General features: G+C 71.8%; 20 protein-coding genes and 1 CRISPR repeat array (1 of these 21 running past the window's edge). Of the genes, 11 read left to right on the top strand and 9 right to left on the bottom strand.

Annotated elements, in window-relative coordinates:
• Window positions 1-3 precede the first annotated feature (3 nt).
• From ACIBO1_RS07405 to ACIBO1_RS07415, 3 genes are all read right to left on the bottom strand, one after another.
• Complete coding sequence (locus tag ACIBO1_RS07405) at window positions 4-2,394, bottom strand: ATP-binding cassette domain-containing protein (RefSeq protein WP_396742288.1); 2,391 nt, start codon at window positions 2,392-2,394, stop codon at window positions 4-6.
• Window positions 2,395-2,499: 105 nt separating this feature from the next.
• Window positions 2,500-2,910, bottom strand: a complete 411-nt coding sequence (locus ACIBO1_RS07410) for a VOC family protein (RefSeq protein ID WP_396742290.1) — start codon at window positions 2,908-2,910, stop codon at window positions 2,500-2,502.
• 5 nt (window positions 2,911-2,915) lie between these two features.
• A complete protein-coding gene (locus ACIBO1_RS07415; RefSeq protein ID WP_396693755.1) occupies window positions 2,916-3,365 on the bottom strand; it encodes a helix-turn-helix transcriptional regulator in 450 nt (149 codons plus the stop codon).
• Between the two features lie 142 nt (window positions 3,366-3,507).
• Between ACIBO1_RS07415 and ACIBO1_RS07420 the strand changes: the two genes are divergently transcribed.
• Window positions 3,508-4,020 (top strand): VOC family protein, encoded by a 513-nt coding sequence (locus ACIBO1_RS07420; protein ID WP_396742292.1) that lies wholly within the window; start codon window positions 3,508-3,510, stop codon window positions 4,018-4,020.
• A gap of 87 nt (window positions 4,021-4,107) precedes the next feature.
• On the opposite strand, the gene ACIBO1_RS07425 is transcribed toward ACIBO1_RS07420, so the two are convergent.
• Window positions 4,108-5,289, bottom strand: a complete 1,182-nt coding sequence (locus ACIBO1_RS07425; protein ID WP_396742294.1) for a hypothetical protein — start codon at window positions 5,287-5,289, stop codon at window positions 4,108-4,110.
• Window positions 5,290-5,454: 165 nt separating this feature from the next.
• Between ACIBO1_RS07425 and ACIBO1_RS07430 the strand changes: the two genes are divergently transcribed.
• Window positions 5,455-6,399, top strand: coding sequence for a hypothetical protein (locus ACIBO1_RS07430; protein ID WP_396742296.1), 945 nt, complete (start codon window positions 5,455-5,457; stop codon window positions 6,397-6,399).
• Between the two features lie 265 nt (window positions 6,400-6,664).
• Window positions 6,665-8,383, top strand: coding sequence for an arginine--tRNA ligase (argS, locus tag ACIBO1_RS07435; protein ID WP_396742298.1), 1,719 nt, complete (start codon window positions 6,665-6,667; stop codon window positions 8,381-8,383).
• A 104-nt stretch (window positions 8,384-8,487) separates the two neighbouring features.
• On the opposite strand, the gene ACIBO1_RS07440 is transcribed toward argS, so the two are convergent.
• Window positions 8,488-9,255, bottom strand: a complete 768-nt coding sequence (locus ACIBO1_RS07440; RefSeq protein WP_396742300.1) for a glyoxalase — start codon at window positions 9,253-9,255, stop codon at window positions 8,488-8,490.
• Window positions 9,256-9,547: 292 nt separating this feature from the next.
• Here ACIBO1_RS07440 and ACIBO1_RS07445 point away from each other — a divergent pair, with 292 nt between their 5' ends.
• Complete coding sequence (locus ACIBO1_RS07445) at window positions 9,548-10,999, top strand: glycoside hydrolase family 43 protein (RefSeq protein ID WP_396742302.1); 1,452 nt, start codon at window positions 9,548-9,550, stop codon at window positions 10,997-10,999.
• A 60-nt stretch (window positions 11,000-11,059) separates the two neighbouring features.
• Here the strand turns inward: ACIBO1_RS07445 and ACIBO1_RS07450 are convergent, their stop codons facing one another.
• Window positions 11,060-13,015, bottom strand: coding sequence for a LuxR C-terminal-related transcriptional regulator (locus ACIBO1_RS07450; protein ID WP_396742303.1), 1,956 nt, complete (start codon window positions 13,013-13,015; stop codon window positions 11,060-11,062).
• Window positions 13,016-13,286: 271 nt separating this feature from the next.
• Between ACIBO1_RS07450 and ACIBO1_RS07455 the strand changes: the two genes are divergently transcribed.
• The 5 genes from ACIBO1_RS07455 to ACIBO1_RS07475 all read left to right on the top strand — a co-directional run bounded on the left by ACIBO1_RS07455 (window position 13,287) and on the right by ACIBO1_RS07475 (window position 17,912).
• A complete protein-coding gene (locus ACIBO1_RS07455; protein WP_396742305.1) occupies window positions 13,287-14,537 on the top strand; it encodes an Nramp family divalent metal transporter in 1,251 nt (416 codons plus the stop codon).
• 45 nt (window positions 14,538-14,582) lie between these two features.
• Window positions 14,583-14,864, top strand: a complete 282-nt coding sequence (locus ACIBO1_RS07460) for a hypothetical protein (protein WP_396742307.1) — start codon at window positions 14,583-14,585, stop codon at window positions 14,862-14,864.
• Complete coding sequence (locus ACIBO1_RS07465) at window positions 14,845-15,978, top strand: cupin domain-containing protein (protein ID WP_396742308.1); 1,134 nt, start codon at window positions 14,845-14,847, stop codon at window positions 15,976-15,978. Before ACIBO1_RS07460 ends, ACIBO1_RS07465 begins: the two co-directional genes overlap by 20 nt.
• A 179-nt stretch (window positions 15,979-16,157) precedes the next feature.
• A complete protein-coding gene (locus tag ACIBO1_RS07470; protein WP_131053759.1) occupies window positions 16,158-16,385 on the top strand; it encodes a potassium transporter TrkA in 228 nt (75 codons plus the stop codon).
• Between the two features lie 51 nt (window positions 16,386-16,436).
• Entirely contained in the window at window positions 16,437-17,912 is a 1,476-nt protein-coding gene (locus ACIBO1_RS07475) for a cation:proton antiporter (protein ID WP_396742310.1), read from the top strand.
• A 9-nt stretch (window positions 17,913-17,921) separates the two neighbouring features.
• On the opposite strand, the gene ACIBO1_RS07480 is transcribed toward ACIBO1_RS07475, so the two are convergent.
• The 3 genes from ACIBO1_RS07480 to ACIBO1_RS07490 form a co-directional block, all read right to left on the bottom strand.
• Window positions 17,922-18,653: an MIP/aquaporin family protein gene (locus ACIBO1_RS07480; RefSeq protein ID WP_396742312.1), complete on the bottom strand. Its 732-nt coding sequence runs from the start codon at window positions 18,651-18,653 to the stop codon at window positions 17,922-17,924.
• A 162-nt stretch (window positions 18,654-18,815) separates the two neighbouring features.
• Complete coding sequence (locus ACIBO1_RS07485; protein WP_396742314.1) at window positions 18,816-20,432, bottom strand: FGGY-family carbohydrate kinase; 1,617 nt, start codon at window positions 20,430-20,432, stop codon at window positions 18,816-18,818.
• A 5-nt stretch (window positions 20,433-20,437) separates the two neighbouring features.
• A complete protein-coding gene (locus ACIBO1_RS07490; protein ID WP_396742316.1) occupies window positions 20,438-22,729 on the bottom strand; it encodes an aminotransferase class III-fold pyridoxal phosphate-dependent enzyme in 2,292 nt (763 codons plus the stop codon).
• A gap of 122 nt (window positions 22,730-22,851) precedes the next feature.
• Between ACIBO1_RS07490 and ACIBO1_RS07495 the strand changes: the two genes are divergently transcribed.
• A complete protein-coding gene (locus tag ACIBO1_RS07495) occupies window positions 22,852-24,045 on the top strand; it encodes a PucR family transcriptional regulator (RefSeq protein ID WP_396742318.1) in 1,194 nt (397 codons plus the stop codon).
• Window positions 24,046-24,315: 270 nt separating this feature from the next.
• On the top strand, window positions 24,316-25,953 hold the full coding sequence (gene abc-f, locus ACIBO1_RS07500) for a ribosomal protection-like ABC-F family protein (protein WP_396742320.1): 1,638 nt from the start codon (window positions 24,316-24,318) through the stop codon (window positions 25,951-25,953).
• A 119-nt stretch (window positions 25,954-26,072) separates the two neighbouring features.
• A CRISPR array of direct repeats spans window positions 26,073-26,902; the repeat unit is 29 nt; unit sequence CGGAGCACCCCCACGTGCGTGGGGAGGAC (it continues 602 nt past the right edge of the window).

Consider the following 26,902-nt stretch of genomic DNA (forward strand, 5'->3'; position numbering starts at 1 on the left):
CGGTCAGCGGCCCACGTAGGCCGCCAGGTGCTCGCCGGTGAGGGTGGAGCGGGCGGCGACCAGGTCGGCCGGGGTGCCCTCGAAGACGATCCGGCCGCCGTCGTGGCCCGCGCCCGGACCGAGGTCGATGATCCAGTCGGCGTGCGCCATCACCGCCTGGTGGTGCTCCACCACGATGACCGACCGGCCGGCGTCCACGAGCCGGTCGAGCAGGCCGAGCAGGTGCGTGACGTCGGCGAGATGCAGGCCGGTGGTCGGCTCGTCGAGGACCCAGACGCCGCCCTTGTCGCCCATGTGGGTGGCGAGCTTGAGCCGCTGCCGCTCGCCGCCGGAGAGCGTGGTGAGCGGCTGCCCGAGGCTGAGGTAGCCGAGGCCGACGTCCGTCAGCCGTCCGAGGATGGTGTGCGCGGCCGGGGTACGCGCCGCACCGGCGCCGAAGAACTCCCGGGCCTCGCTCACCGGCATCGCGAGCACCTCGCTGATGTCCCGATCGCCGAGCCGGTACTCCAGCACCGAGGCGTCGAACCGGCGGCCCTCGCACTCCTCGCAGGTGGTGGCCACCCCGGCCATGATCCCCAGGTCGGTGTAGAGCACCCCGGCGCCGTTGCAGGCCGGGCAGGCGCCCTCGGAGTTCGGGCTGAACAGGGCGGGCTTCACGCCGTTGGCCTTGGCGAACGCTTTGCGGATCGGGTCGAGCAGGCCGGTGTAGGTGGCCGGGTTGCTGCGGCGCGAACCCCGGATCGGCGTCTGGTCCACCGACACCACGTCCGCCCCGGGCGGGATCGAGCCGTGCACCAGCGAACTCTTGCCGGAACCGGCCACCCCGGTCACCGCCACCAGCACGCCGAGCGGGATGTCGACGTCGACGCCCCGCAGGTTGTGCGAGCGCGCACCCCGGATCTCCAGCGTGCCGGTGGGCTTGCGGACCGACTCCTTCAGGGCGACCCGGTCGTCCAGGTGTCGACCGGTGACGGTGCCGCTGGCCCGCAACCCCTCGACGGTGCCCTCGAAACAGACCGTGCCACCGTTCGAGCCCGCGCCGGGACCGAGGTCGACCACGTGGTCGGCGATCGCGATGGTGTCCGGCTCGTGCTCCACCACGAGCACCGTGTTGCCCTTGTCCCGCAGCCGCAGCAGCAGGTCGTTCATCCGAGCGATGTCGTGCGGGTGCAGACCGGTGGTGGGCTCGTCGAAGACGTACGTGGCGTCGGTCAGCGAGGAACCCAGGTGACGGATCATCTTGGTGCGCTGCGCCTCGCCGCCGGAGAGCGTGCCCGCCGGCCGGTCGAGCGAGAGGTAGCCCAGCCCGATCTCCACGAACGAGTCCAGGGTGTGTCCCAGGGCGGCCAGCAGCGGGGCCACCGAGGGCTCGGCCAGGCCACGGACCCACTGCGCCAGGTCGCTGATCTGCATCGCGCAGGCGTCGGCGATGGAGACATTCTTGATCTTCGAGGAGCGGGCCGCCTCGCTGAGCCGGGTGCCACCACAGTCCGGGCAGGTGGTGAACGTGACCGCCCGGTCCACGAAGGCCCGGATGTGCGGCTGGAGCGACTCCCGGTCCTTGGCCAGGAACGAGCGCTGCACCTTGGGGATCAGCCCCTCGTAGGTGAGGTTGACCCCCTCGACCTTCACCTTGGTCGGCTCCCGATAGAGGAAGTCCTGCATCTCCTTCTTGGTGAACTTCCGGATCGGCTTGTGCGGGTCGAGGAAACCGGACTCGGCGTACGTCCGCACCGTCCACCAGCTGTCCGACTTCCAGCCGGGGATGGTGAACGCCCCCTCGGCGATCGACTTGGAGTCGTCGTAGAGCTGGCTCAGGTCGATGTCGGAAACTGAGCCGCGCCCCTCGCAGCGCGGACACATCCCACCGGTACGGGTGAAGGTCTGCCGCGTCGTCTTACCGGCCCCACGGTCGACGGTGATCGTGCCGCTGGCCTTGACCGAGGCGACGTTGAAGGAGAACGCGTTGGGCGAGCCGATGTGCGGTTTCCCGAGCCGGCTGAACAGGATGCGCAGCATGGCGTTGGCGTCGGTGGCGGTGCCGACCGTGGACCGGGGATCGGCCCCCATCCGCTGCTGGTCGATGATGATCGCGGTGGTCAGCCCGTCGAGCACGTCCACCTCGGGCCGGGCCAGCGTCGGCATGAAGCCCTGCACGAAGGTGCTGTACGTCTCGTTGATCAGCCGCTGTGACTCGGCCGCGATGGTGTCGAACACCAGCGAGCTCTTGCCCGACCCGGAGACCCCGGTGAACACCGTGAGCCGGCGCTTGGGGATCTCGATGCTGACGTCCGCCAGGTTGTTCTCCCGTGCGCCGTGCACCCGGATCAGGTCGTGGCTGTCGGCGACGTGCGCCGCGCCCGCCTGCGAGCGGCTCTTCGGGACCGTGCTCATCGTGTCTCCCTCTGTCTCAGCGACCGGCGGCTGTCTCACCGCACCGGCGGCCGTGGCGCGTCCCGTTCCCGGCCGTCGGGCGTCGGCTCCCGGCCGGACGGCGGCTCAGGCGATCTGCTGGATGCGGATCAGGTTGCCGGCGGGGTCGCGGACGGCGCAGTCGCGGATGCCGTACGGCTGGTCGATCGGCTCCTGCACGACGTCGGTGTCACCGGCCTGCAACTGCGCGAACGTGGCGTCGACGTCCCTGGTCGCCAGCACGATGCCGGCGTACGTGCCCTTGGCCATCATCTCGGCGACGGTGCGCCGCTCGTCGTCGGTGACGCCCGGGTCGGCGTGCGGCGGGTGCAGGACGATAGAGGTGCCGGGCTGGTCGGGTGGACCGACCGTGATCCAGCGCATCCCGCCGTACCCGACGTCGTTGCGGACCTCGAAGCCGAGCGTGTCCCGATAGAAGCGCAACGCGGCGTCCGGGTCGGTCTGCGGGAGGAAGCTCGCGTGAATGGTGATGTCCATGCCGGTCACGTTAGTTGCGGCTGTCTGACCTGTGCTTCTCGATTCCTGATCGGTCTGGTGACCTGCTTCGACAGGCACGCCGGGATGCCCGCCGTCGCCTGGGCCGCCTCGCGCCGGTAGACACTCGGCGGCACACCGACCAACTCGGTGAAGCGGGTGCTGAAGGTGCCCAGCGAGGCGCAGCCGACCGCGAAACAGACATCGGTGACGCTGAGGTCGCCGCGTCGCAGCAACGCCATGGCGCGCTCGATGCGCCGGGTCATCAGATAGCCGTACGGCGACTCGCCGTAGGCGAGGCGGAACTGACGACTGAGGTGCCCGGCCGACATGTTCACCCCACGGGCGAGCGCCTCGACGTCGAGCGGCTGGGCGTACTCGCGGTCGATCCGGTCCCGGACGCGGCGCAGCCGCGCGAGATCGCGCAGGTGGGCCGCTTCGGCGGCGCTGCTGGTCACCCGCCGAATGGTGCCACGTCCCACCGACGATGCCCAGCACCGACGGTGCCGCGAGCGCCCGCGCTCACGGTGTCGGGCCGCCGGTATGGTCGGGCGGGTGTCGCGGCCTCGCGGTGTCGCGCCGGAGCGGAGGGGGACGACGGTGACGAGTCCGGGTGCGGTACCGCCGGTGCGCCAGTTGCGGCTGGTGGTCGAGGCCGACGACTACGAGGCGGCCGTCCGGTTCTACCGTGACGTGCTGGGCCTGCCCGAGCAGGCGGCGTACTCCGGCGGCGACGGTGCCGAGGTGGTGATCCTGGACGCCGGCCGGGCCACGTTGGAGATCGCCAACCCGGCGCAGAAGCGGATGATCGACGACGTCGAGGTGGGCCGGCAGGTCGCGCCGCGCATCCGGGTCGCGTTCGAGGTCGACGACGCCCGGGCCACCACACAACGGCTGGTCGACGGTGGCGCCGCCGAGGTGGCCCCGCCGACCACCACGCCCTGGCAGTCGGTCAACGCCCGTCTCGACGCGCCGGCCGACCTGCACATCACCGTCTTCCAGGAGCTGCGCACCCTCGACGAGCGCGCCGCGCTCGACGGGTTCGGCACCGACGGCTCGGGCACCGACGGGGACCCGGCACCGGTCGCGGACGGCCCGCCACCGACCCGCTGACTCCGCACCGGCCCACCAACCGCGCCACCGGTCCGCTGGTTCGCCGGCCACGCCACCGGCCCGTGGTGCCGGTGGCGTGGCCGCCGCTCAGAGACTGCGGTTCGTCCAGCTCCAGTAGCTGCCGTTCCACCATCGGCTCCACAGGTTGCCGGCGGTGTCCCTCAGGAAGATCGCCGGTCGGGTGGAGTTCTGCGGCGCGAGCACCGCCGTACCGGTCAGGGAGGGCCGGAACGGCGGACTCTGGTCACTCCAGTACCAGTTGAGCCCGTCCCAGTAGTTGATCCACAGGCCGCCCCCGTTGGTGGCGAAGAAGGAGAACGGCGAGGTGCCGTTCACCGAGAGGGCACCGAGCGTGCCCGGGACCAGTTGCTCCGGCGGTGAGCCCAGGTTGTGCCACTCCCACTGGGTGCCGGTCCACCAGCGCAGCCACGCGTTGTCGTCGCTGCCGGTAGCGAGCAGGTACGGCCGGGCGTCCGGTGCGACCTGCACCGCGCTGCGGGCGCCGAAGGGCGTACCCGCGTCGGTGAGCCAGACGCCCGGCGGCTGGCCCAGGTCGACCCAGGGCGCGGCCGTGTCGTCGAAACGGGTGGTCCAGAGCCGGCCGGCGTTGCTGACGGTGTAGACCTGCGGCGTGCCGTTCTCCAGCAGCACACCGACCGGTCCGGTGGCCGCGATGCCGTCGGGCGGCGAGTCGATGTTCGTCCAGTTCCACACCGCCCCGTTCCACCAGTTGACCCACACCGTCTCGTCGCCGTCGCTGCGGACGAAGAGGTACGGGCTGGTGTCGTCCACCGCGACGGCGGCGAAGCTCGGCCAGCTCACGAAGTTGGCCCCCGGGGGGCTGCCCTGGTTGCGCCACTGCCAACTCGTCGCCGACCGCCACAGGCTCCAGACGTTCTGGTCGGTGCCGAGAAGGAAGGCGTACGGGCGGCTGAAGCCGTCGACGATGGTCACGCCGATCGGCATCCGCAGGCCGACCCCCGGTGGTGTGCCCATGTTCGACCAGTTCCACTGCTCTGACTGGTCCTGCCAGTTGATCCAGAGGTTGCCGTCGGTCCCGATGACGAACACGTACGGATACCTGTCGCCCACCGCGACCGCGCCGACGATCTGCCGGGTGACCGGCGCAGTGCTCGCGGCGGCCCGGGCGAGCGGATCCGTACCGCCGACGGCCGGTGCCGCCGTCACCGGTGTGGCCAGCGACGCGACCCCCAGCGCGATCGCGGTCGCGACGGCCAGGAACCGGCGCGTGATGGTGCTGACTCGCATGCTGTCCTCTCGTGGCAGGAGCATTTCCCGCAGGGAGTATGAGCCCTGCTCGCCTTCCCGCAGCCGGGAAGTCGACCGGATCGCTTTGCCGACAACGGTTGGCGGTTCCGTCCACCCCGATCTCCCGCCACCGCAACGGAATCGGCGACGGCATAGGGTGGGCCGATGCTGCGGATCGGCCTTCCCGGGGTGCTCGCCCTCGCGCACTGCACCGACGTCGGCGGTGACCTGGTCGTCGTCGGCCCGGACGGGGGCGACGAGTTCGTCGTGGTCTGGGTGACCGGGACCGGTGCACGGGTGGTCGACCTGGACGTCGTGCTGTCCGAGGCGCAGCGGTACGCCAACCCGACCGTGGTGGCCCACCCGGACGGTGGGGTCGTGGTGCTGGCCGGTGTCGACCGTGCGGTCTTCGTCGCCGGGCCGGACGCCGCACCGGTGCCGCTGCGGGTGACCGGCCTCGACCGGCTCGCCACCGTCCGCCCGCTGCCCCTGATGCACGGCGGATCGGCCGTCTCCGACAGCCCGGTCTGGCACCTGGTGCTCTCGCACGGCAACCTGATGGGCGATCTGCGGTACGCGGCCCCGCTGCGGGTCGACCTCGCGGAGCGCGCGGTGCACTGGGAGGCCGAGCCGTGGCAGCTCGCCCCGGACGACTTCCCGGTCGACCTGGCGGGCATCCCGGAGCACGACCCGCACGTGTCGCTGAGCGCGACGCTGCTGCGGGCGGGCGTGCGCTACGTCTGCTCGGAAGGCTCCCGGATCCGGAACAACATCGGCTCCGGGGCGGACTTCTTCGGCTGCGTGACGCTGGCCGCCGACGGCACGGTGGCCGAGTGGATCCACCAGGCATCCGGGTGGCGGCAGATCAGCGGCAAATGGGCGATCCGGGGCCGGTTCACCGGCTGCGGCGACTACGCCCTGCTGGCACCGGTCTTCCGTCGGCTCTGGAACGGGCGTACCCGGGTGCTGCGGCTGGCCGACGGCGAGCTGCTGACGCCACGGCTGCCGCGCGGCCTGACCAACGCCGAGATCCTCGACCACCACCCCGAGCGGGGCTGGTGGCTGCGCCTGGACGACGAGGTCGTGGCGGTGCCGGACATCGTCGGTTGACGGGTCGATCCCGGGTCGGCGTGACAGGCACGCCGGCCGCGACGGGTGGCGTGACCGTCGCCGCGTACACTGGTCGGCACCTGGCCGCGCTTCGCGGCCCTCGCGCGAGGCGGTGATGGACATGGTGCTGGTCACCGTCCGCCGCTCGCGCCTGCGACGACGATAGTCGTCCGCTTCTCCGCGCGTTCCTCCCGTCGTGCCCGCCTTCGTGCGTGCGCGCGACGTGTCTCGTGACGATCCTGCTCGATCCCCACCGGGAGTCCCCGTGACCGTGCCTTCGCTGGCCTCGTCGTTGTCCGCCGCCGTCACCACCGCCGCCGCCGCGCTGCCGGGGTTCGCCCCGCTGGTGCGCCGATCCGAGCGGGCCGACTTCCAGGTCGACGGCGCGTTGGCGGCGGCGCGGACGCTACGGCGCAACCCTCGGGACGTGGCGGCGGAGATCGTGGCGGGCCTGCCGGTCGGTGCTCTGGTGGCCACCGCCGAGGTCGCCGGGCCGGGATTCGTCAACCTCGGCCTGACCGACGCGGCGTTGCTGTCCCAGGTCGCGGGCCGGCTCGCCGATCCCCGGCTCGGCGTCGGCACCCCCGAGGTGGGCGTCACCACCGTGGTCGACTACTCGCAGCCGAACATCGCCAAGGAGATGCACGTCGGTCATCTGCGCTCCACGATCATCGGCGACGCGCTGGTGCGGATCCTGGAGCACCTGGGCGGGACGGTGGTGCGACGCAACCACGTCGGCGACTGGGGTACCCAGTTCGGGATGCTGATCCAGTACCGGTCCGAGCATCCCGCGCCAGACGCGGAGGAGGCCACCATGCGGGGGCTGGCTCTGCTCTACCGCCGGGCCCGGGCGGCGTTCGACGCCGACCCGGCGTTCGCCGAGCGGTCCCGGCGGCGGGTGGTGGCCCTGCAGGGCGGCGACCCGGAGACGACGCACGCGTGGCGGCAGATCGTGGCCGAGTCGACCCGGTACTTCACCGAGGTCTACGACCTGCTCGGCGTACGGCTGACCGCCGCCGACGCGGTGGGGGAGAGCGCGTACAACGCCGCCTTGCCCGGGGTGGCCGCCGACCTCGCCGCCCAGCGGACGGCGGTGACCAGCGACGGCGCGCTCTGCGTCTTCTTCGACGACGTACGCGGACCGGACGGCGAGCCGACGCCGTTGATCGTGCGCAAGCGCGACGGTGGGTTCGGGTACGCCGCCACCGACCTCGCCGCGCTGCGGCAGCGGGTCAGCGAGCTGCACGCCGACCGGCTGTTGTACGTGGTCGACGCCCGGCAGGCCCTGCACTTCCGGATGGTGTTCGACACCGCGCGGCGGGCCGGCTGGCTGCCACCGGACGTGCCCGCCGCCCACGTCGCGTTCGGCACCGTCCTCGGCCCCGACGGGCGGCCCTTCAAGACCCGGGCCGGAGACACCGTCCGCCTGGTCGACCTGCTCACCGAGGCGGTGGACCGGGCCCGCGAGGTGGTCGCCGCCAAGAACCCCGACCTCTCCGACGCGGCACGCGACGAACGGGCCCGGCAGGTCGGCATCGGCGCGGTCAAGTACGCGGATCTGGCCACCAGCCGGACCCGCGACTACACCTACGACCCGGACCGGATGCTGGCGCTGACCGGCAACACCGGGGTCTACCTCCAGTACGCGCACGCCCGGGTGCGGTCCATCCTGGCCCGCGCTGAGGGCGCCGACGAGACCGTCGACACAGGCGTCGCGCTGGACCCGGCGGAACGCGCGCTGATCCTCGACCTGGACGCCTTCGCCGACGTCCTCGACGAGGTGGTCGCCGGGTACGAGCCGCACCGGCTCTGCGGGCACCTGCACCGGCTGGCGCAGAGCTTCACCACGTTCTACGAGCGGTGTCCGGTGCTGCGGGCCGAGCCGCCGTACCGGGGCAACCGGTTGGCGCTGTGCCGCCTCACCGGCGACACCCTGCGTACCGGCCTGGGTCTGCTCGGCATCGACGCCCCCGAGCGGCTCTAGCGTCTCGTGCGGAGCAAGCGTCGTCGGGGTAGGGCTTCGGTGTAAGGAGGGGTCCCCTGCTAACGCCTGGTGTATAGCAGGGGACCCCTCCTAACACCCAGCGCTCAGCGCGGCGCGGACAGCCAGGGAGTGAGGGTGTCCGGTGCCGCGACGGCCTGCCGGACCCGGTCCTGTTCCGCCGGGGTCAGACGGAGGGACCGCAGCCGCTCGCCCCACTCGGGTACCCGCTCCGGCTCGTCCAGCGCGTCCGACAGCTCGATCAGGCAGGCCAGCGCCACCGCCTGCGCCACCGGTGGCGCGGCCTCGCCGTGCCGGCGCAGTCCCGAGTCGAGCGCCCGGAACGCCGCCCGGTCGTCGCGCTTGAATTCGCGCAGGATCCGCGCGTTGTCCAGCACCCGGGCCAGTCCGGTCAGCTCCTTCGCACCGCCGTAGTCGAGGTCCGCCGGCTCGTCGCGTCGGATGAAGACGACGGTGTTGCCGGACGGGTCGACGACGCTGAACCGCGACGCGCCGGGCCGGTAGCGGGTGATCCGGGGCAGCCCTCGGGAGAGCACCTTGCCGTAGGTGCGACGCATCGCCTCGGTGAACGTCGCGTGGTAGGGCGCGACGGAGTCGACCAGCACCAGACAACTGCCGGTGTTCTCGGCCGCCGGGTCGAGGCCGCGCGGTGCCGGGCCGTAGTGCAGCTCGAAGCCGCTCCACCGGAAGGCCAGATAGACGTACGGCTTGCGCTGCTCGTAGGTCACGGTGAAGCCGAGTGCTCGCCAGAAGGCGAGCATCTCCTCCGCCGAGGTGCAGGGCAGCAGGGGCACGGTGGTCTCGTTCGGGCGGACGCGGTCGTCGGGTTGCTCCTGCGGGCTCGGGTGCGACATGCCGGCAGTGTGCCAAGAGTGGCCGGGCCGGGTCGGCACACCCGCTCGCGCGGCGGGCCGACGCGATCTGATCTCGGGGCGGTCCGGCGGGTGCGTATCGGGTGCTGTGGTGCACGCTCACACCGCCGTGTCGGGGGCGGCGCACGACCGAATCGACACCCGTCTTGACAGTCGGCGAAGGGGCGTCGAGACTTCGAAACAAGCCCGAAACAGTGATTCTCGCCGATCGGTTTCGAGGGGCTTGTTAACGCTCACAATCGTTTCGATCCGGTGTGCCCGAGGAGAGTCGTCGATGCCGAGAGTCCTGGCCCGGGTGAGCGCCCTGCTCACCACCTTCCTGCTGATGGTGTCCGCCGCGCCTGCGCCGCGTGCCGACGCCGCCGCACTCGACCCGTTCACCGGATACCTGATGGCGCACTTCATCGGGGAGTCGGCGAACGGCGAACAGCTCTACCTCGCCCACAGCCGCGACGGGCTGACCTGGCGTGACCTGAACAACGGCGCACCCGTCCTGCTCTCCACGATCGGCACGAGGGGCGTGCGGGACCCCGCCCTGGTCCGCTCGCCGGCCGGTGACCGCTACTGGATCGTCGCCACCGACCTGCGCATCGCCAGCGGCACCTCGTGGAGCGACGCGGCCAACCGGGGCAGCACCAACCTGGTCGTGTGGGAGTCACGCGACCTGGTGAACTGGTCGGCCCCGTGGCTGATCAACGTCGCCGGGGCTATCCCCGGTGCCGGCAACGCCTGGGCCCCCGAGGCGATCTACAACGCGGCCACCGGCGACTACGTCGTCTACTGGGCCACCAACTCCGCGCGCAACGGCGTCACCAAACACCGCATCTGGTACGTGCGGACCACCGACTTCCGCAGCTTCACCGCACCCCAGCTCTACATCGAGCGCCCCGGAACCCAGGGGCTGATCGACACGCAGATCGTCGAGGTGCCGAACAGCGTCGGCGGCTACCGCTACTACCGGGCCTCCGCCGACGGGCACATCACCATCGAGGCCAGCAACTCGATCCTCGGCTCGTGGACCACCCTGGGCAACCTGTCGCACCTCGGCATCTCCAACGGCACCGGCGGTGGCAACGTGGTGGAGGGGCCGATGTGGGCCCAGTTCAACGGCCGCAACGAGTGGGCGCTCTGGCTGGACCAGTACGCCACCGGGCGCGGCTACATGCCGATCACCTCGACGAACCTGGGCAGCGTCAGCAACTTCCGGACCCGCACCGACTACGCCATGGGCGGCACCCGCAAACGGCACGGCTCGATCCTCAACCTGACCGCGGCCGAGGAGAGCCGGGTGCTCGCCCGCTGGGGCACCAGCACGCCGGTCAACCGGATCCAGGCGTACACCCACCAGGACCGGTACGTGCGGCACGTCAACTACGACGTCCGCATCGACCCGAACGTCAACCCGGCCCAGGACGCCCAGTTCCGGGTGGTGCCCGGTCTGGCGAACGCCTCCGGGAACGTCTCCTTCGAATCCGTCAACCACCCCGGGTACTACCTGCGGCACTACGGTTTCGACTTCGTGCTGGCGGCCAACGACGGCAGCTCGGTGTTCGCCGCCGACGCCACCTTCCGGCAGGTCGCTGGGCTGGGCAACGCGTCCTGGAGTTCGTTCCAGTCCTACAACTACCCGGACCGCTACATCCGGCACTACGACTACCAGTTGCGGCTCGACCCGGTCGGCGACACCCAGGCGCGCAACGACGCCACCTTCCGGCTCACCTCCTGACCGGTACGCCCGGCAGACCTGCCGGCTCCGGCGCCACCCCCCGGCGCCGGAGCCGGCGGCTCACGTCTTCGGCGGCTGGTGCCGGTCCCAGACACGTACCAGCTCCAACCGGCTGCTGATGCCGAGCTTGTGATAGATCGACCGGACGTGGGTGTCCACCGTGTGGAAGGAGACGAACAGGCTCCCCGCCGCCTGTTGTTTGGTGGCGCCCGCCGCCAGCATCGCCGCCACCCGGGCCTCCGCCGGGGTGAGGGCGTCCACGCCGCTGCGCCGCCGCTCGTCTGCCCGCCCGACCCGCACCCGGCGGCTGGTGGCCAGCTCGTCCGCGCGCCGTTCGGCCGTCCGCTGGTCTCCGACGGCCCCGATCCGTCCGTACAGTCCGGCGGCCTCGCGGGCCGCCTCCCACGCCTGCGCCCGCCGGACCCGAGCGCCGTGTGCCAGGTCGAGCAGCGCGTCGGCCAACGCCGGCCGGGCCGCGGTTGTCCGCAGCCCGTCGACGGCCGCGAGCAGCGCCCCGGCGTCTCGGGCCACCAGTCCCCGGGACTGGTCGGCGAGCGCACGCCAGAGCGGCACGGGCGTCTGCGTGGCCACCTCGGCGACCAGTTCGGCGACCCGCCGGGCTGTGTCCGGGTCACCACCGGCCAGGGCGGAACGGACGAGCCGGGGGCCGAACTGCGGCACCGGCAACAGGGGGTGGACCGAGCGGCGCAGGTCCTCGACGATGCCGGTGAGCAACCGGGGCCTCGCGGTCGACGCCGGGTCGGTTGCGGCGACCCCGATGACCGTCGTCCACATCACCCGGTCCGGCCACTCCCGGTCGTCGTCGAGGCAGTCGTGCAGCAACGCCCGCGCCGCGCCCGGTTCGCCCCGGCGGTAGTACACCTCGGCGAGCACCGCGACCAGCAGCGCGCGTACCTCCTGGCTTACCTGCGGGGCGCGGGGATCGAGGGTGGTGGCGGCCAGCGCCGCGGCCTCGGGAAGCTCGCCGATCGCGACCATCCGCAGGCAGTCCAGGGCGGTGACCGGTCCGTGGCCGAGCAGGCCGGCGTTCAGCGTGTCGGCGCGGGCGTGACCGATCGCGGCCCGGGCCTCCGCATACTGACCGAGTGCGAGCTGGCTGACGATCCGCTCGACGCGGATCTGGGCCGCCTCCCGCCGCAGGGCCGGCGCGTCCGGATCGAGAGTGGCCAGCAGGTCGCGGGCGCCCCGCAGGTCACCCCGGGCCGAGCGGGCGGCGGCGCGGCCGAGCGTGAGGTGGGCGGCCGAGGCGCTGTTGCCGCCGGTGGCGTGGGCGCTGCCCGCCACCCGCAACAGGGCGGCGGTGTCGGGATGACCCAGCCGGGCCGCGAGCGCGCCGACCATCGCCAGCAGGGTGACGCGGCTGGTGGCGTCCAGCCCTTCGTGCGCCAGCGCGCCGCGCAGGCAGGCCAGGGCCACCGACGGTCGCTGTCCGGCGTACAGCTCCGCGAGCCGGCCGAGCAGTCGACTCCGGTACGCCCCACCGTCCCGGTCGGCGGCGATCTCCGCCGACAGCACCCGCAACGCCTGTGGGCCGCGCCCGGCCAGCACCAGACTGTCCGCCAAGGCGAGCAGCCAGCGGCGCCGTTGTGGCACGTCGGCGGCGATGGCCCGACGTTCGGCGGCGAGCAACAGGTCGGCCAGGGCACCCGGCTCGGGGGACGGCGACGCCACGAACGCATCGACGACATCCGGCTCGATCCGGCCGGTGAGCACCAGCGCGGCGGTCGCGTGGCGGACTGCGGCGGTCGGCGCGGCGGTCGCCAGCATGATCGCCGCGCGGGTGTGCAGCAGGCCCCGCGTGGTGCCGGAGAGGGCACCGAGCACCTGTGCCGCTGAGGTGGCGGGCCCGAAGTCGACGCCGCCGGGCGTCTCAGCCAGCAACCCCCGGGCGTACGCGTCGTCCAGCGCTGCACCGAGTACGAGATCGTGGGCGGAGGTCATGGCCCGGACGAGCCAGACCGGGCAGGGCCGCTCGCTGACCGCGACGACACGCAACAGGGTCTCTTCGAGAGGTATGGCGGACACCGCCTGTGGCGTTGCGTCGTACCCGGGTGAATCGGACAACGGCGTTCCCCCCCGGTTCTCACACCCGGCGTCCCGGCATTCGTCCTGCGATCCGAGCGTAGCCACGGCGGCCCGGGCCGGCGGCCGGATCCGGGGCGACGTCGTCGTTTGCGTCGCACGTCCCGGACGTCCGGAATCACCTGCCGAGGATTGGCGCGATCACGTGATGTGCCGGACCGGCACGGTGTCGAGCATCGGAAGCATGGCGACGACCCTTCTGCGACCACCATCGGAGACCCGGCGCCCCGCCCTCATCGCCCTGCTCGGGCCGGGCTTCGTGGCGGCCATCGCGTACGTCGACCCGGGCAACGTGGCCACCAACCTGACCGCCGGGGCCACCACCGGGTATCTGCTCGTCTGGGTGGTGGTCGCGGCCAGCCTCATCGCCATCCTGGTCCAGTTCCAGGCGGCCAAACTCGGCGTGGCCACCGGCCGGAGCCTGCCGCAACTGAGCCGGGAACGGCTGCCCCGCTGGCTCAACCGGCTGCTCTGGGTGCAGGCCGAACTGGTCATCCTCGCCACCGATCTGGCCGAGTTCGTCGGGGCGGCGATCGGCATGTGGTTGCTATTCGAGATGCCGATGCCGTTGGCCGCGCTCTGCACGGCGGTGGCCGCAATGCTGATGCTGGAGCTGCGCCGACGTGGTCGCAACCGGCCGTTCGAGCTGCTCAGTGCCGGGGCCCTGCTACTGATCGGCGTCGGGGTCGGCTACAACCTGGTGACCACCGGGCACCAGTCGCCAGCCGGGGCGCTCGGCGGTCTCGTGCCACGCGTCGACGGCTCCGCCTCGCTCCTACTGGCCATGGGCATCGTCGGCGCGACCGTCATGCCGCACGCCATCTACCTGCACTCCGCCATCGCCCGGCGGGCCGGCTCCGTCCCGGAGTCGGCCTGGCGCTCGCCGGCCCTCGTCCGGCGGGCGCTGCGGCTGGACTGCGGCATCGCGCTCGGCGCGGCCACCATCGTCAACGTCTCGATGATCGCGCTCGGCGTGGGCCTGGCCGCCGCCACCGCGGGTGGCTGGACCGGTGACCTGCTCCAGGCCCACGCCGAGTTGGGCACCCGCATCGGTGGTCTCGCCGCGCTGATGTTCGCCCTCACACTGCTCGCCTCCGGCCTGTCGTCCAGCGGCGTCGGGACGCTCGCCGGCGATGTGGTGATGGCCGGGTTCCTGCGCCGGCAGCTCCCGGTCCGGCTACGCCGGCTGATCACCATGGCGCCGGCGATCGTGGCGCTGTTCGTCGGGGTGCCGTTGACCATGCTGCTGGTGCTCAGCCAGGTGCTGATCTGCCTCGGTGTGCCGATTGCCCTGTTCCTGCTCGTTCACTTCTGCCGCGACGGCCGGGTGATGGGTCCACTGGTCAACTCCCGGGCCACCACCGTGGTCGCCACCGTCGCCGGTGGCGCGGTGGCCGCCGTCGCCTGCTCCCTGCCCCTGCTCCTCCTGCTCTGACCGGGCTGCCGTGCCGACCGGCGACAGCCGAGAAAGAGAGGTCGTATGACGCCCACCGAACTCCGAGGCGTACCCGCCCGGCCGCCGGGCCTGATCCGTCTGCGGCTGACGCTGGCCGCGCTGGCGCTGTTCGCCGTCGCCGGAGGCGTCGTCGAGATCCCCGGCTGGGGGCGACTGCTGCTGGTCGCGACCGCCGTGGCGATACCCGGCGCGGTGGCGGTGCAGCACGGCCGGGCAACGGTCCGTCCGCTGCTCGGGCTGCCCGCCGCCAAGGTGTACCCCGTTCCGACCACCGTGAGGAGTCGACATGCCCAACACCGATCCTGAGCCGCGTCGCGGCGACCAGGGAGGCCCGCCCATCGCCGGTCGCAACGTCGAGATGGAGCGGCAGAACCCTGATCTGCTCGTGCCGCCCACTACGGACAGCCGCCTGGTGCCGAACCTCAAGTTCTCCTTCTCCCAGGCGCACACCCGCATCGAGAAGGGCGGGTGGACCCGGGAGGTCACCAACCGGGACCTGCCGATCGCCACCCAGATGGCCGGCGTCCAGTTCGGACTGGAACCCGGGGCGTACCGGGAGATCCACTGGCATCAGGAGTCCGAGTGGGCGTACATGCTCAGCGGCAGTTGCCGGATCAGCGCGGTGGACCACGAGGGGCGCAACTTCACCGAGGACGTCCAGGCCGGTGATCTGTGGTTCTTTCCGCAGGGCATCCCGCACCACATTCAGGCGCTGCAGGACGGTGCGCAGTTCCTGCTGGTCTTCAACGACGGCACGTTCTCGGAGAACAACACGTTCCTGCTCAGCGACTTCTTCGCGCACGTGCCGAAGTCGGTGCTGATGAAGAACTTCGGCTGGACGGCACAGCAGGTGGCCGACCTCGCCCAGCAGGAGAAGTACATCTTCGCCGGCGACGTGCCGCCACCACTGTCAAAGGACCGCATCGTCAGCCCGACCGGTGACGTGCCGCGCAGCTTCAAACACCGGATGACCGCACAGGCCCCGCAGCACTTCCGGGGTGGCACCGTACGCGTCACCGACTCCACCAACTTCGCGGCCTCCACCACCACGTCCGCCGCGCTGGTGGAGGTGGAGCCGGGCGGCATGCGCGAGTTGCACTGGCACCCGACGACGGACGAGTGGCAGTACTACATCTCCGGCACGGGACGAATGGGGGTGTTCGCCGGATCGGCCGCCGCCCGGACCTTCGACTTCCAGGCCGGCGACGTCGGCTACGTGCCGTTCGCCTACGGTCACTACGTGGAGAACACCGGCACCGAGCCGCTGGTCTTTCTGGAGATGTTCCGCCATCCCCGCTTCGAGGACATCTCAGTGATGCAGTGGATGGCCAACACCCCACACGAGGTGATCGCGGACACCATCGACGTGTCGCGGTCGCTGATCGACGCGCTGCCCCAGGAGAAGCAGGTGGTGATCTGACCGGGTGAAGCGGCGACGGGTGGGCCGGTCCGATGCGGGCCGGCCCACCCCGTCGCCCCTCGGGTCGGGTCGGCCTTGACTGGCCGGGTCGTCGACCACTCGCTGGTGGTGGTGTCACGAAAGGCCGGCGGGCTCGTACGATTGCCCCGGGATCGTGGACAGGACAGCGGGGAGGGGTCATGGGCAAGGGCATCTACGTGCAGGAACTGCCGGGCATCGGCAAGCGGTACGACGTCGACCTGGGCAGCAACACCCAGCGCATCTCGATCGTGGTACGCCGCGACGGCAACCGCGACCTGTACGTCTTCGCCGCCGGCGCGGACGACCCGGTGGCCGTGATCGAGATGTCCGAGGAGCAGGCCCGCAAGGTGGGCGCGCTGCTGTCCGGCACGTACTTCTCCGAGTAACCGGCGCGCCGCCCGCTCCGCTCCGTCTAGCCCGCTCCAGGAGTCCTCACCGTGCACGCTGACCTCGTGGGCTTCGGTGCCCTTGTGCTCATCGCCGGGTTGCTGGCCCGCTTCGGCCGCCGGATCAACCTGCCGACCGTGCCGTTCTTCATGCTCGCCGGCATCCTGTTCGGGCCGGGCACCCCAGGCCCCGTGCTGGTCGCCCATCCCGAGGACCTCAGCCTGCTGGCCTCGCTGGGGCTGGTGCTCCTGCTGTTCCACCTGGGCGTGGAGTTCCCGGTCGAGCAGGTGCTCGGTAGCGGCAAACGGCTGTTCGTCGCCGCCGCCGCGTACATCGCCCTGAACGTCGGCGCGGGGCTCCTCTTCGGGCTCGCCCTCGGTTGGGGCGGCTACGAGGCGTTCGTGATCGCCGGGGCGCTCGGCATCTCCTCGTCGGCCATCGTCACCAAACTGCTCATCGAGTTACGCCGGCTCGCCAACGCCGAGACACCGGTGATCCTCGGCATCATCGTGATCGAGGATCTCTTCCTCGCGCTCTACCTGGCGCTGCTGTCGCCGCTGCTCTCCGGAGCCGGGTCGGCCGGCGAGCTCACGCTGCGCATCGGGCTGAGCTTCGCGTACCTGGTCCTCCTCTTCGCCGTCGCCCGGTTCGGCGCCCGCCTGGTCGGCAAGCTGATCGACAGCCACGAGGACGAGTTGCTGGCCGTCCTGATGGTCGGGCTGGTGGTGCTGGTCGCCGGCATCTCGGCCGAGATCGGCGTCTCCGACGCCATCGGCGCGCTGATGATCGGCCTGGTGGTGGCCCGTACCCCGATCCGGGAACGGGCCGAACGCCTGGTGCTGCCGCTGCGGGACGTCTTCGCGGCGGTCTTCTTCGTGGTCTTCGGCCTGAGCATCGACGTCGGCGACTTCGGCTCGGTGGCCCTGCCGGTGCTGGCGGCCGTCGCGTTGACCATCGTCACCAACGTGCTGGCCGGTCTGATCGCCGGGCGGCTGTTCGGGCTCAACCAGCGGGGCGCGGCCAACGTCGGCCTGACGGTGCTGGGGCGCGGCGAGTTCTCGCTGATCCTGGCCACCCTCGCCCTCGGCGCCGGCCTGGACGAGCGCCTCGGCCCGTTCATCGCCCTGTACGTGCTGGTGCTGGCGGTGGCGAGTCCGCTGCTCGCGGCGAACTCGCGCTACCTCGCCCGGATCATCCCGGACCGGCTGCTGCACGCCAGTTGGCGGTACGTGCGGGAGGAGACGATGAGCACCGCCTGCACCCACCTGGACCGCATCCAGATCACCGAGAGCGACGCCGAGGCGTGCCCGCAGTGCCTGGAGACCGGTGACGACTGGGTGCAGCTGCGGATGTGCCTCACCTGCGGTGCGGTCGGCTGTTGCAGCGACTCGGTCAACAACCACACCGAGGAGCACTACCGGCAGACCGGCCATCCGTTGATCCGGTCCCTGGAGGAGGGGGAGGACTGGCGGTACTGCTACATCGACGGCGCGCTGGTCCGGGCACCGATGGGTGCCGACCGCTGAGGCGGACGCTCAGCGTCCCGCCGGTCGGGGCGTACCGACCCGGGTGACGCCGGAGCCGTGCTCGACCAGCGGTGCGACAAGTGCGGCGAGGACTCCGCCGAGCAGCGGGAAGACGATGAACACCCAGAGCTGGCGGAGGGCGGTCCCACCTTCGAAGATCGCCGGTCCGAAGGCCCGCGCGGGGTTCACCGCCGCCCCGGTCAGCGCGACGCCGACCAGGTTCGCCACGGCGAGGGCCATCCCGATGGCCAGGCCGGCGAAGCCGGACAGGTCGGTGCTGCGCTTGCCGACCACCAGCACGACCAGGACGAAGAGGAACGTCAGGACGGTCTCCAGGAGCATCGCGCCACCGGCGTTGATGTGGGTGCCGTAGCCGTTGGTGCCCAGCACACCCGTCTGGTCGGTCACGCCGCCCCAGCGGACCAGCACCCAGAGCAGGAACGAGCCCAGCGCGGCACCGGCGAACTGGGCGATCCAGTACGCCACCGCCCCGATCGGCGAGATCTTGCCGGAGAGCAGGACGCCGAGGGTCACCGCCGGGTTCACGTGGCTGCCGGAGAGCTGACCGATGGTGTAGACCAGCGCCAGCATGACGAACCCGAACGACAGCGCGACCACCACCACGCCACCTTCGACGCGGGCCGCGACGGCGCTGCCCACTCCGAGGAACACCAGCAGGAATGTGCCGATGAACTCGGCCACGTACCGCCTGAGGTCGACCATGGCGTCAGTCTCACCCACCCGGTCACCCGACACACCCGTTTCCCCTGATCACCACTCCCACCCGGCGTGCTCCTCATCGATCATGGAGTGGTGGTGGCCGCGAATGCCCTGTACCGGCGCAAACCGCTGACCACAAGTCCATGATCGACGGGGCAGGCGCCGGGCCCGGGTAGGCGCGGGTCAGCCTCGGGGGGCGCGGGACCGGTCCGGGCGGTTCAGTCGGCGGTAGAGCGGTGCCAGTCGGCGGTGCAGTTCCCGGTAGTCGGCGAAGATCTCGTCGTAGGTGGCCCGGTGCGCCGGGTCCGGGGTGAAGATCCGGTCGGTCCGCATCAGGCCGGGGATGTCGGGGAAGGCGAGCATCCCGGTGCCGACCGCGCCGATCCAGCCCGCGCCCCGGGCGTTGACCGCCAGCGGCTGGGCGTCGCGCCGGATCTCCACGTCGAGCACGTCGGCGAAGATCTGGCACCAGGAGTCCGACAACGCGCCGCCGCCGGTGATCGCCATCGAGGTGACCCGGGAGCCGAGGAACCGGTCCACCGCGCCGGCCAGCCAGCGGGTGTTGAAGGCGACCCCCTCGAAGACCGCCCGCAGCAGGTCGGAGCGGTTGGTGTCGAGCGAGATGTTGAGGAAGGCGGCGCGCAGGTTCGGGTCGTCGACGGGGGCGCGTTCGCCGTACAGCCAGGGGGTGTAGAGCACGCCGTTGGCACCCGCCGGCACGGTCGGGATGATCGCGTCGAACGCGTCGAAGATGGTGCCCTCGTCCCGACTGACGTGCCCGGCGGCGAGCAGCAGGTCGTCGTACTCGACGATCTTGTCGCGGAGCCAGGTCAGGTTGGCCCCGGCGGTGGCCTGGAGGGCGGTCATCAGGTAGCGGTCGCCGATGGCGCACGGCACCGACGCGATGCCCGCCGCCACGTCGGTCTTCTTGCCCGGCACGTGCGCCGCGATCCAGGACGAGGTGCCGAGATACAGGTGAGGTTCGTGGTCGCCGGTGGTGCCCGCGCCGATCGCCGCCGCGGTGTTGTCGATCGCGCCGGCCACCACCTCGACCGACTCCGGCAACCCGAGGTGCGTGGCGGCGGCCGGGGTCAGCGTGCCGATGACGTCGGTGCAGGCCACGATCGGCGGCAGCTTGTCGGCGTCGATGCCACAGTCGGCGACCAGGGCGGGGGAGTAGCGGATGTCGCCGGGCCGCCGGTTGTCGGTCACCCACGAGGTGAGGATCGAGTCGACGGTGGCCACCGTCCGCCCGGTCAGCTTCAGGTTGATCCAGTCCAGCACGTTGAGGAAGGACGCGGTCCGCGCGTACACCTGCGGCATCTCGTCGCGGACCAGCAGCATGTGCGCGGCCGGGTCCTTGCCGGTGGGCGAGGGCATCCCGCCGGTGAGCCGCAGCCACCGCGCGATGCGGCGCACCGACATCCCCTGGTACGCCGGGAAGCCGCCGAACTGTCGACGCAGGTGGGGTGCGCCGCGCATGTCGAGCCAACTGATGCACGGCGTCAGCGGGTCCCCGGCGGCGTCCACCGCGATGGTGCCCTCGCCCTGCGTGGAGGCGCAGACCGCGTGGACCGCCCGCATCTGCTCCGGATGCGCCCGACCCAGCTCGGCGGCGACCTCCCCGAGCGCCGTCCACCAGGCCACCGGGTCCTGCTCGGCACCGCCGCCGGGCAGCACGTGCAGCGGCACGGGCCGCTCGGCCCACCCGGTCACGGTGCCGTCGGCGGCGACCAGGGCCGCCTTCATCCCGGACGTGCCGAGGTCGATCGCCAGGATCTGCGGCGCGCTGGCGGCCACCCGCCTCAGACCCCCTCGACCTGCGCGAAGACCCGGTCGAACCGGGCCAGCGCGTCGTCGATCACCTCGTCGGTGTCGGCCATCGAGGTGTACATCCGGGAGCCGGCCAGCGTGACGATGCCGTGCGCGGTGTACGCGGCGCCCATCTGCTCCATGAGCCGCTTGCGGGCCTTGTTCTCGCGCAGCAGCTTCACCGGGTTGCGCATGTCCAGCAGCATCACGCCGCTGCACTCCAGGTGCACGATCGAGCCCTGGTTGTACGCGACGTACGGCAGGCCGTACGTGTCGATCAGCCGTTGCAGGCCCCGGGTGAGCCGGTCCCCGGCGCGGCCGGCGATCACCGGAGCGTTGGTGCGGGCCATCTCCTCGATGGCGAAGTACCCGGCCGCGCAGGACAGCGGGTTGGCCGACAGCGTCCCGCCGACCTGGATGTGCGCGCCGCTCTTGCCGTCCAGCCCGGAGCCGAAGACCGCCATCACGTCGGAGCGTCCGCCGACCCCACCGGCCATCGGGTACCCGCCGGAGACCGCCTTGCCCAGCACGGTCAGGTCCGGGGTCACGCCGAAGTAGCCGGCCGCGCCACCCAACCCGAGGCGGAAGCCGGTGACCACCTCGTCGAAGACCAGCAGCGCGCCGAACTCGTCGCACAGCTCGCGAACCCCGGCGTTGAAGTCGCGGGGCGCCGGCCGGGTGCCGGACTCCGGGCCGACCGGTTCCACCACCACCGCCGCCGTGCCGCCGCGCAGCCGGTTCTCCACCAGCTTGCGCTTGAGCTGCCCGAGGTCGTGCGGGAACGCCTCCCGGGTCCGGCTGGTGGCGCCGAACGGGATGCCCTTGGCGTTCATCCGGTACGTGCCGGGCACCCGCAGCCCGTACACCATCGTGTCGGACCAGCCGTGGTACGCGCCGCCGACCTTGATCACCATCTTCTTGCCGGTGAACGCGCGGGCACCCCGGACCGCCGCCATCACCGCCTCCGTACCGGACCCGAGGGAGCGGTACATCTCCACGTGCGGCATGTAACGGTGGATGATCTCGGCGAGCTTGAGTTCGTACTCGTGGAACAGTCCGGTGACCGGCCCGGAGGCGCGGACCACCTCGGCCACCCGCTCGTTGACTGGGCCGTAGTTGCTGCCCAGGATCGTCGGCCCGCCGGCCTGGAGGAAGTCGATGTAGGTGTTGCCGTCCCGGTCGACCAGGTACGCCCCGTCGGCCTTCTCGATCGCGAGCGGGAACGGGTAGTTGAAGGCCAGGTTGTGCTGCACCCCGCCGGGGATGCGCAGCTTGGCCCGGTCGGTGATCTCCTTGCTGGCCCGGCACTTCGTCTCGAAGTAGTTCAGCACGTCCAGCATCGCGTCGTGGCGCAGCCCGCGCAGCGGCTGGGCGGTCAGCGCCTTGAGTCGGCGCATCACGTCGTCGACGTCCGGATACTCGCTGATGGCGTACCCGAGTCGGGCGGACTCCGCCCCCGGCGCCTCGACCTCGGCGGCGGCCCGGGCGTCAGTCGCCCCGGCCTCGGCGTCGGTCCGGGTGGCGGCTGCGGTCTGGGCGGTGGCGGTCGCGTCGGCGCTGGGCAGGTCCTCGTCGGCGGGTACCCGCAGTGGCTCGACCGCCTCGGTGATCTGCGCGGCGATCCGCTTCTCGTCGGCGCGCAGCTTGCCGAAGGCGATCTCGCGGATCGCGGTCGGGATGGTGTAGACCTTGCCCGTCTCGCTGGTCAACGCCAGCAGGTACGCGATGGAGACCTTCTCCAACAGCGCCATGTTGAACACCGCCCGGTCCGGGTCGGTGCCCACGGCCACCACCCCGTGGTTGGCGATGATGAAGGCGTTGTCCCCGCTGGCCACCTTCTTCTGCACGTTGCGGGCCAGGAAGCCGGTGCCGGACGGGGCGTAGTCGATGATCGCCACCTCCCGCCCGAGGAAGCGCACCTGCTCGTCGGTGAGCGCCGGGATCGGCTTGCGCAGGAAGGCCAGCGCCGACGCGTACGGCTGGTGGGTGTGCACGATCGCGTTGACGTCCGGGCGCTCCCGATAGATGTTGGCGTGCATCCCGCACTCGATGGACGGCTTGAGGTCGGCCCCGGAGCCGTCCGGCACGTGCTTGCCGTCGAAGTCGACCAGACAGATGTCCTCGACCCGCATCCGGTCGTAGTCGTAGTTGCTCGGGGTCACCGCGTACAGCCGGTGGCCGGGCACCCGGACCGAGACGTTGCCCTCGGTGGCCTTCAGATATCCCCGGGCGAGCATCGTCCGGCACATGTCGACCACGTGCTGTCGGGAGAGTCGGTGCTGCACGGTGCGCTCCTCGGTCGGATCGGCGGCGTGCCCCATCCTCGCCCGGGGGAGCGGATCGAAACACCGTCCCGTCGGCAGCGAGAATCGGCGGCTCTTTTATCCCGGCGTGACAAAATCGGCCGGTGAACGCCCCCGTCTCCGCCACCCCCTGGCGGCGTCTCCCCGCCGACCTGGCCGCGTCCATGCGTCCGCACCTGCCCTCGACGGTCGCCGCCGTGGCGGGCGCGGTCACCGAGGCCACACCCGCCTTCGCCGGCATCGCCGACGACAAGTTCGTCCGCGACGTGCACACCGCCGTGCAGGTGGCCCTCGACCGGTTCCTCGACCTGGTCGGCACCGACGAGCCCGCGTTGCCGCCCCGGATCCGGGAGGTCTTCGTCGCCCTCGGCGCCGCCGAGGCCCGCGAGGACCGGGGGCCGGAGGCCCTGCTCGCGGCCCTGCGGATGGCCGCCCGGCTGCTGCTGCGGACCGCCTCGCAGTCGCTGGCCCGACTCCGCCCGGTCGACACCGAGGAGCTGATCGACCTCTCCGACGCGGTCAGCGCGTACGTCGCCGAACTGGCCGCGGCGAGCACCGACGGGTACGCCCTCCAGGTGCGCGAGCAGGCCGGTGAGGGTGACCGCCGCCGGCAGCTCGCCGAACTGCTGCTGCGCGGCGACGGGATGCCGAGTGCGGTGGCCGCAGCCGCCGCCCGGATCGGCTGGCCCGAGCTGGACAGCGTGGTGCCGGTGCTCCTGCCGCCCGACCAGGCCCGCGACGCCCGGTTCCGTTACGGCGTCGACGGCCTGGTCATCGAGCGCGGCCGGGACGCGGTGCTGCTGCTGCGGGCCGGTCCCCGGGCGGCCCGCGCCCCGCTGGCCGAGGCGCTGGCCGGTCGGCGGGCCGTGGTCGGCCCCGAGCTGGACTGGCCCCAGGTGCCGGCCGCCGTACGCCTCGCCGAACTGGCCGCTGGCCTGGTCGGCCCCGACCCCGGCCCGGTCTTCGCCGACGACCACCTGATCCCGTTGACCCTGCGCGGCGAACCGGGGGCCCTGGCGGTGCTCACCGCCCGCCGGCTGGCGCCACTGGCCCACCTGCGCCCGGCCCAGCGGGACAACCTGCTGGTCACGCTGCACTCGTGGCTGCGGCACTGGGGCTCGCGGGCCGAGGTCGCTGCCGTTCTGTTCGTCCACCCGCAGACGGTCAGCTACCGGCTCAAGCGTCTGCGCGACCTGTACGGCACTGACCTGGACGACCCGGCGACCCGCTTCGAGCTGCTGGTGGTGCTCACCAGCCACCTCAACGCCCCACCGCCCCGCGTCGGCCGACCGGACTGACCGGCGTGGTCACTCCCGCCGCTGACGGCTCGTCGGCTGCGGAATTGACGTGCGCGACCATGCCGTGAAGTTGTTAGGCTGGCTGGGCGCGGGTCAGCCGCGCGTACGCGGAACGAGGAGCGCGACATGCTGTCGGGGGACGACGACATCTCAGGGTGAGTGTGCCCGCCGCCGACCGGCCACTGCCGGGGCGGCCCGTCACGTCACCGCCCTGTCTGTCCGACCGGGGCGCCGGTCGCGTCCCGGCTTTCCTCCCGAGGTCTGTCTGCCATGTCCGACGTCTGCGTCGTCTGCACCAACCTGTCCTTCTCCTGGCCCGACGACACCCCCGTGTTCCGGGACCTGTCCTTCACCGTGCCGCCCGGCCGCACCGGCCTGGTCGCCCCGAACGGCGCCGGCAAGTCGACCCTGCTGCGCCTGATCGCGGGGGAACTGGCCCCCACCGGCGGCGGGGTGACGGTCGAGGGGGTGCTCGGCTACCTGCCGCAGGACCTCCCGCTCGCCGGTGAGCTGACCGTCGCGCAGGTGCTGGGCGTCGCCCCGACCATCGCGGCGCTGCGGGCTATCGAGGCCGGCGACGCCGGCGAGGAGAACTTCACCGTCGTCGGCGACGACTGGGACGTCGAGGACCGCAGCCGCGTCGAACTCGACCGGCTCGGTCTGGACGAGGTGGCGCTCGACCGGCCGCTGCACACGCTCAGCGGCGGGCAGGTCGTCTCCCTCGGCCTGGCCGCCCAACTGCTGCGCCGCCCCGACGTGCTGCTGCTCGACGAACCCACCAACAACCTCGACGTCGACGCCCGGCACCGGCTGTACTCGGTGCTGGAGAACTGGCCCGGCTGCCTGCTGCTGGTCAGTCACGACCGGATGCTGCTGGACCGGATGGACCGCATCGCCGAACTCGACGGCGGGCAGGTCCGGTTGTTCGGCGGGAACTTCACCGCCTACCAGGAGGCCGCCCGGGCGGCCCGGGAACTGGCCGAGCGCACCGTGCGCAGCGCCGAGTTGGAGGTCAAGCGGGAGAAGCGGGAGATGCAGCAGGCCCGGGAACGGGCCGACCGACGGGCCGGCAACGCCGCGCGCAACCTCGGCAACGCCGGCCTGGCCCGGATCGTCGCCGGTGGACTCAAGCGCAGCGCACAGGAGTCGGCCGGACGGGCCCAGCAGGCACACGCCAGCCGGGTCAGCGACGCGCAGGTACGCCTCGACGAGGCCAGCCGGGCGCTGCGCGACGACCAGGCGCTCACGCTGGACCTGCCGGAGACCGACGTACCCGCCGGTCGCACGCTCGTCGAGGGACAGCGGATGCAGGTGCGCCACGACGGCCGTCCACTCTTCCCCGGCGACGGCCTGGAGCTGACCATCCGGGGGCCGGAACGGATCGCGCTCACCGGCCCCAACGGCGTCGGCAAGTCCACCCTGCTGCGGCTGCTCACCGGCCAGACCGCGTCCGAGGGCGGGCAGGTGCGTCGGGCCGACGGCCGGATGGCGTACCTGTCGCAGCGGCTGGACCTGCTCGACCTGGACCGTACGGTGGCGGAGAACCTAGCCGCGTACGCCCCGGAGCGACCGCAGTCGGATCGGATGAACCTGCTGGCCCGCTTCCTGTTCCGGGGCGCCCGGGCCCAACTGCCGGTCGGTGTGCTCTCCGGCGGCGAGCGGCTGCGGGCCACCCTCGCCTGTGTCCTCTACGCCCAACCCGCCCCGCACCTGCTGCTGCTCGACGAACCCACCAACAACCTGGACCTGGTCAGCGTGGGCCAGTTGGAGAACGCGCTGAACGCCTACCGGGGCGCGTTCGTGGTGGTCAGCCACGACGAGCGCTTCCTGCACGACATCGGCGTACGGCGGTGGCTGCGCCTCGACGGCGACGGTCTGCGCGAGGTGCCGGCTCCGGACGCCGACTGAGTGAAGGTGGGTGGATTTGTTGTCGTCCCAGCGGCTAGCCAAGGATCATCACGTTCCTTACCTGCCCAAGCGCTGGTGATAGAAGCGACAGTTGACCTTGACAGGCCATCACGTGGGATCGGAGCACCCCCACGTGCGTGAGGAGGACCCGGGATCGATCTCGGTTGCCGCCGCCGTCGAGCGGAGAACCCCCACGTGCGTGAGGAGGACCCGTGCTCGTCCACCGCGTACAGCACGATCAGCGGAGCACCGCCACGTGCGTGGGGAGGACCAGGAGCAGCGCAACAGCGCCCTCGCCACGATCGGAGCACCCCCACGTGCGTGGGAAGGACCTCGACCAGCTCACCGACGTGGTGAACGCCGCCGGAGCACCCCCACGTGCGTGGGGAGGACGCGCTTTCGTGTGTCCAGGGTCAGGCGTCGGGCGGAGCACCCCCACGTGCGTGGGGAGGACGCCCATGACGTGCAGCACGGTGTGGCCCTGGTCGGAGCACCCCCACGTGCGTGGGGAGGACGGCGCGGCGGGGCGGTGGTGCCATCTCGGCTCCGGAGCACCCCCACGTGCGTGGGGAGGACGCGTGGTTGGCCTGGCCCTCGGTCTCCTTGAGCGGAGCACCCCCACGTGCGTGGGGAGGACAGGTTGATCGCCGGCCAATCGCGCTTGCCGATCGGAGTACCCCCACGTGCGTGGGGAGGACGGCGGCGGCCCGGTGGCCCCGGAGGAGGGCGACGGAGCACCCCCACGTGCGTGGGGAGGACGGTGACCGTCTGGGTGGGGGCGCCCGAGCTGGCGGAGCACCCCCACGTGCGTGGGGAGGACCGGCCGCAGACCGGTACGCCCACCCGGGCAGGCGGAGCACCCCCACGTGCGTGGGGAGGACACCGGCGTGCCGAACTGTGGCTTCTTCGGATTCGGAGCACCCCCACGTGCGTGGGGAGACCAGGAACA

Origin of the sequence: Micromonospora sp. NPDC049903, from assembly GCF_044460945.1 — a bacterium.
Classification (GTDB): domain Bacteria; phylum Actinomycetota; class Actinomycetes; order Mycobacteriales; family Micromonosporaceae; genus Micromonospora.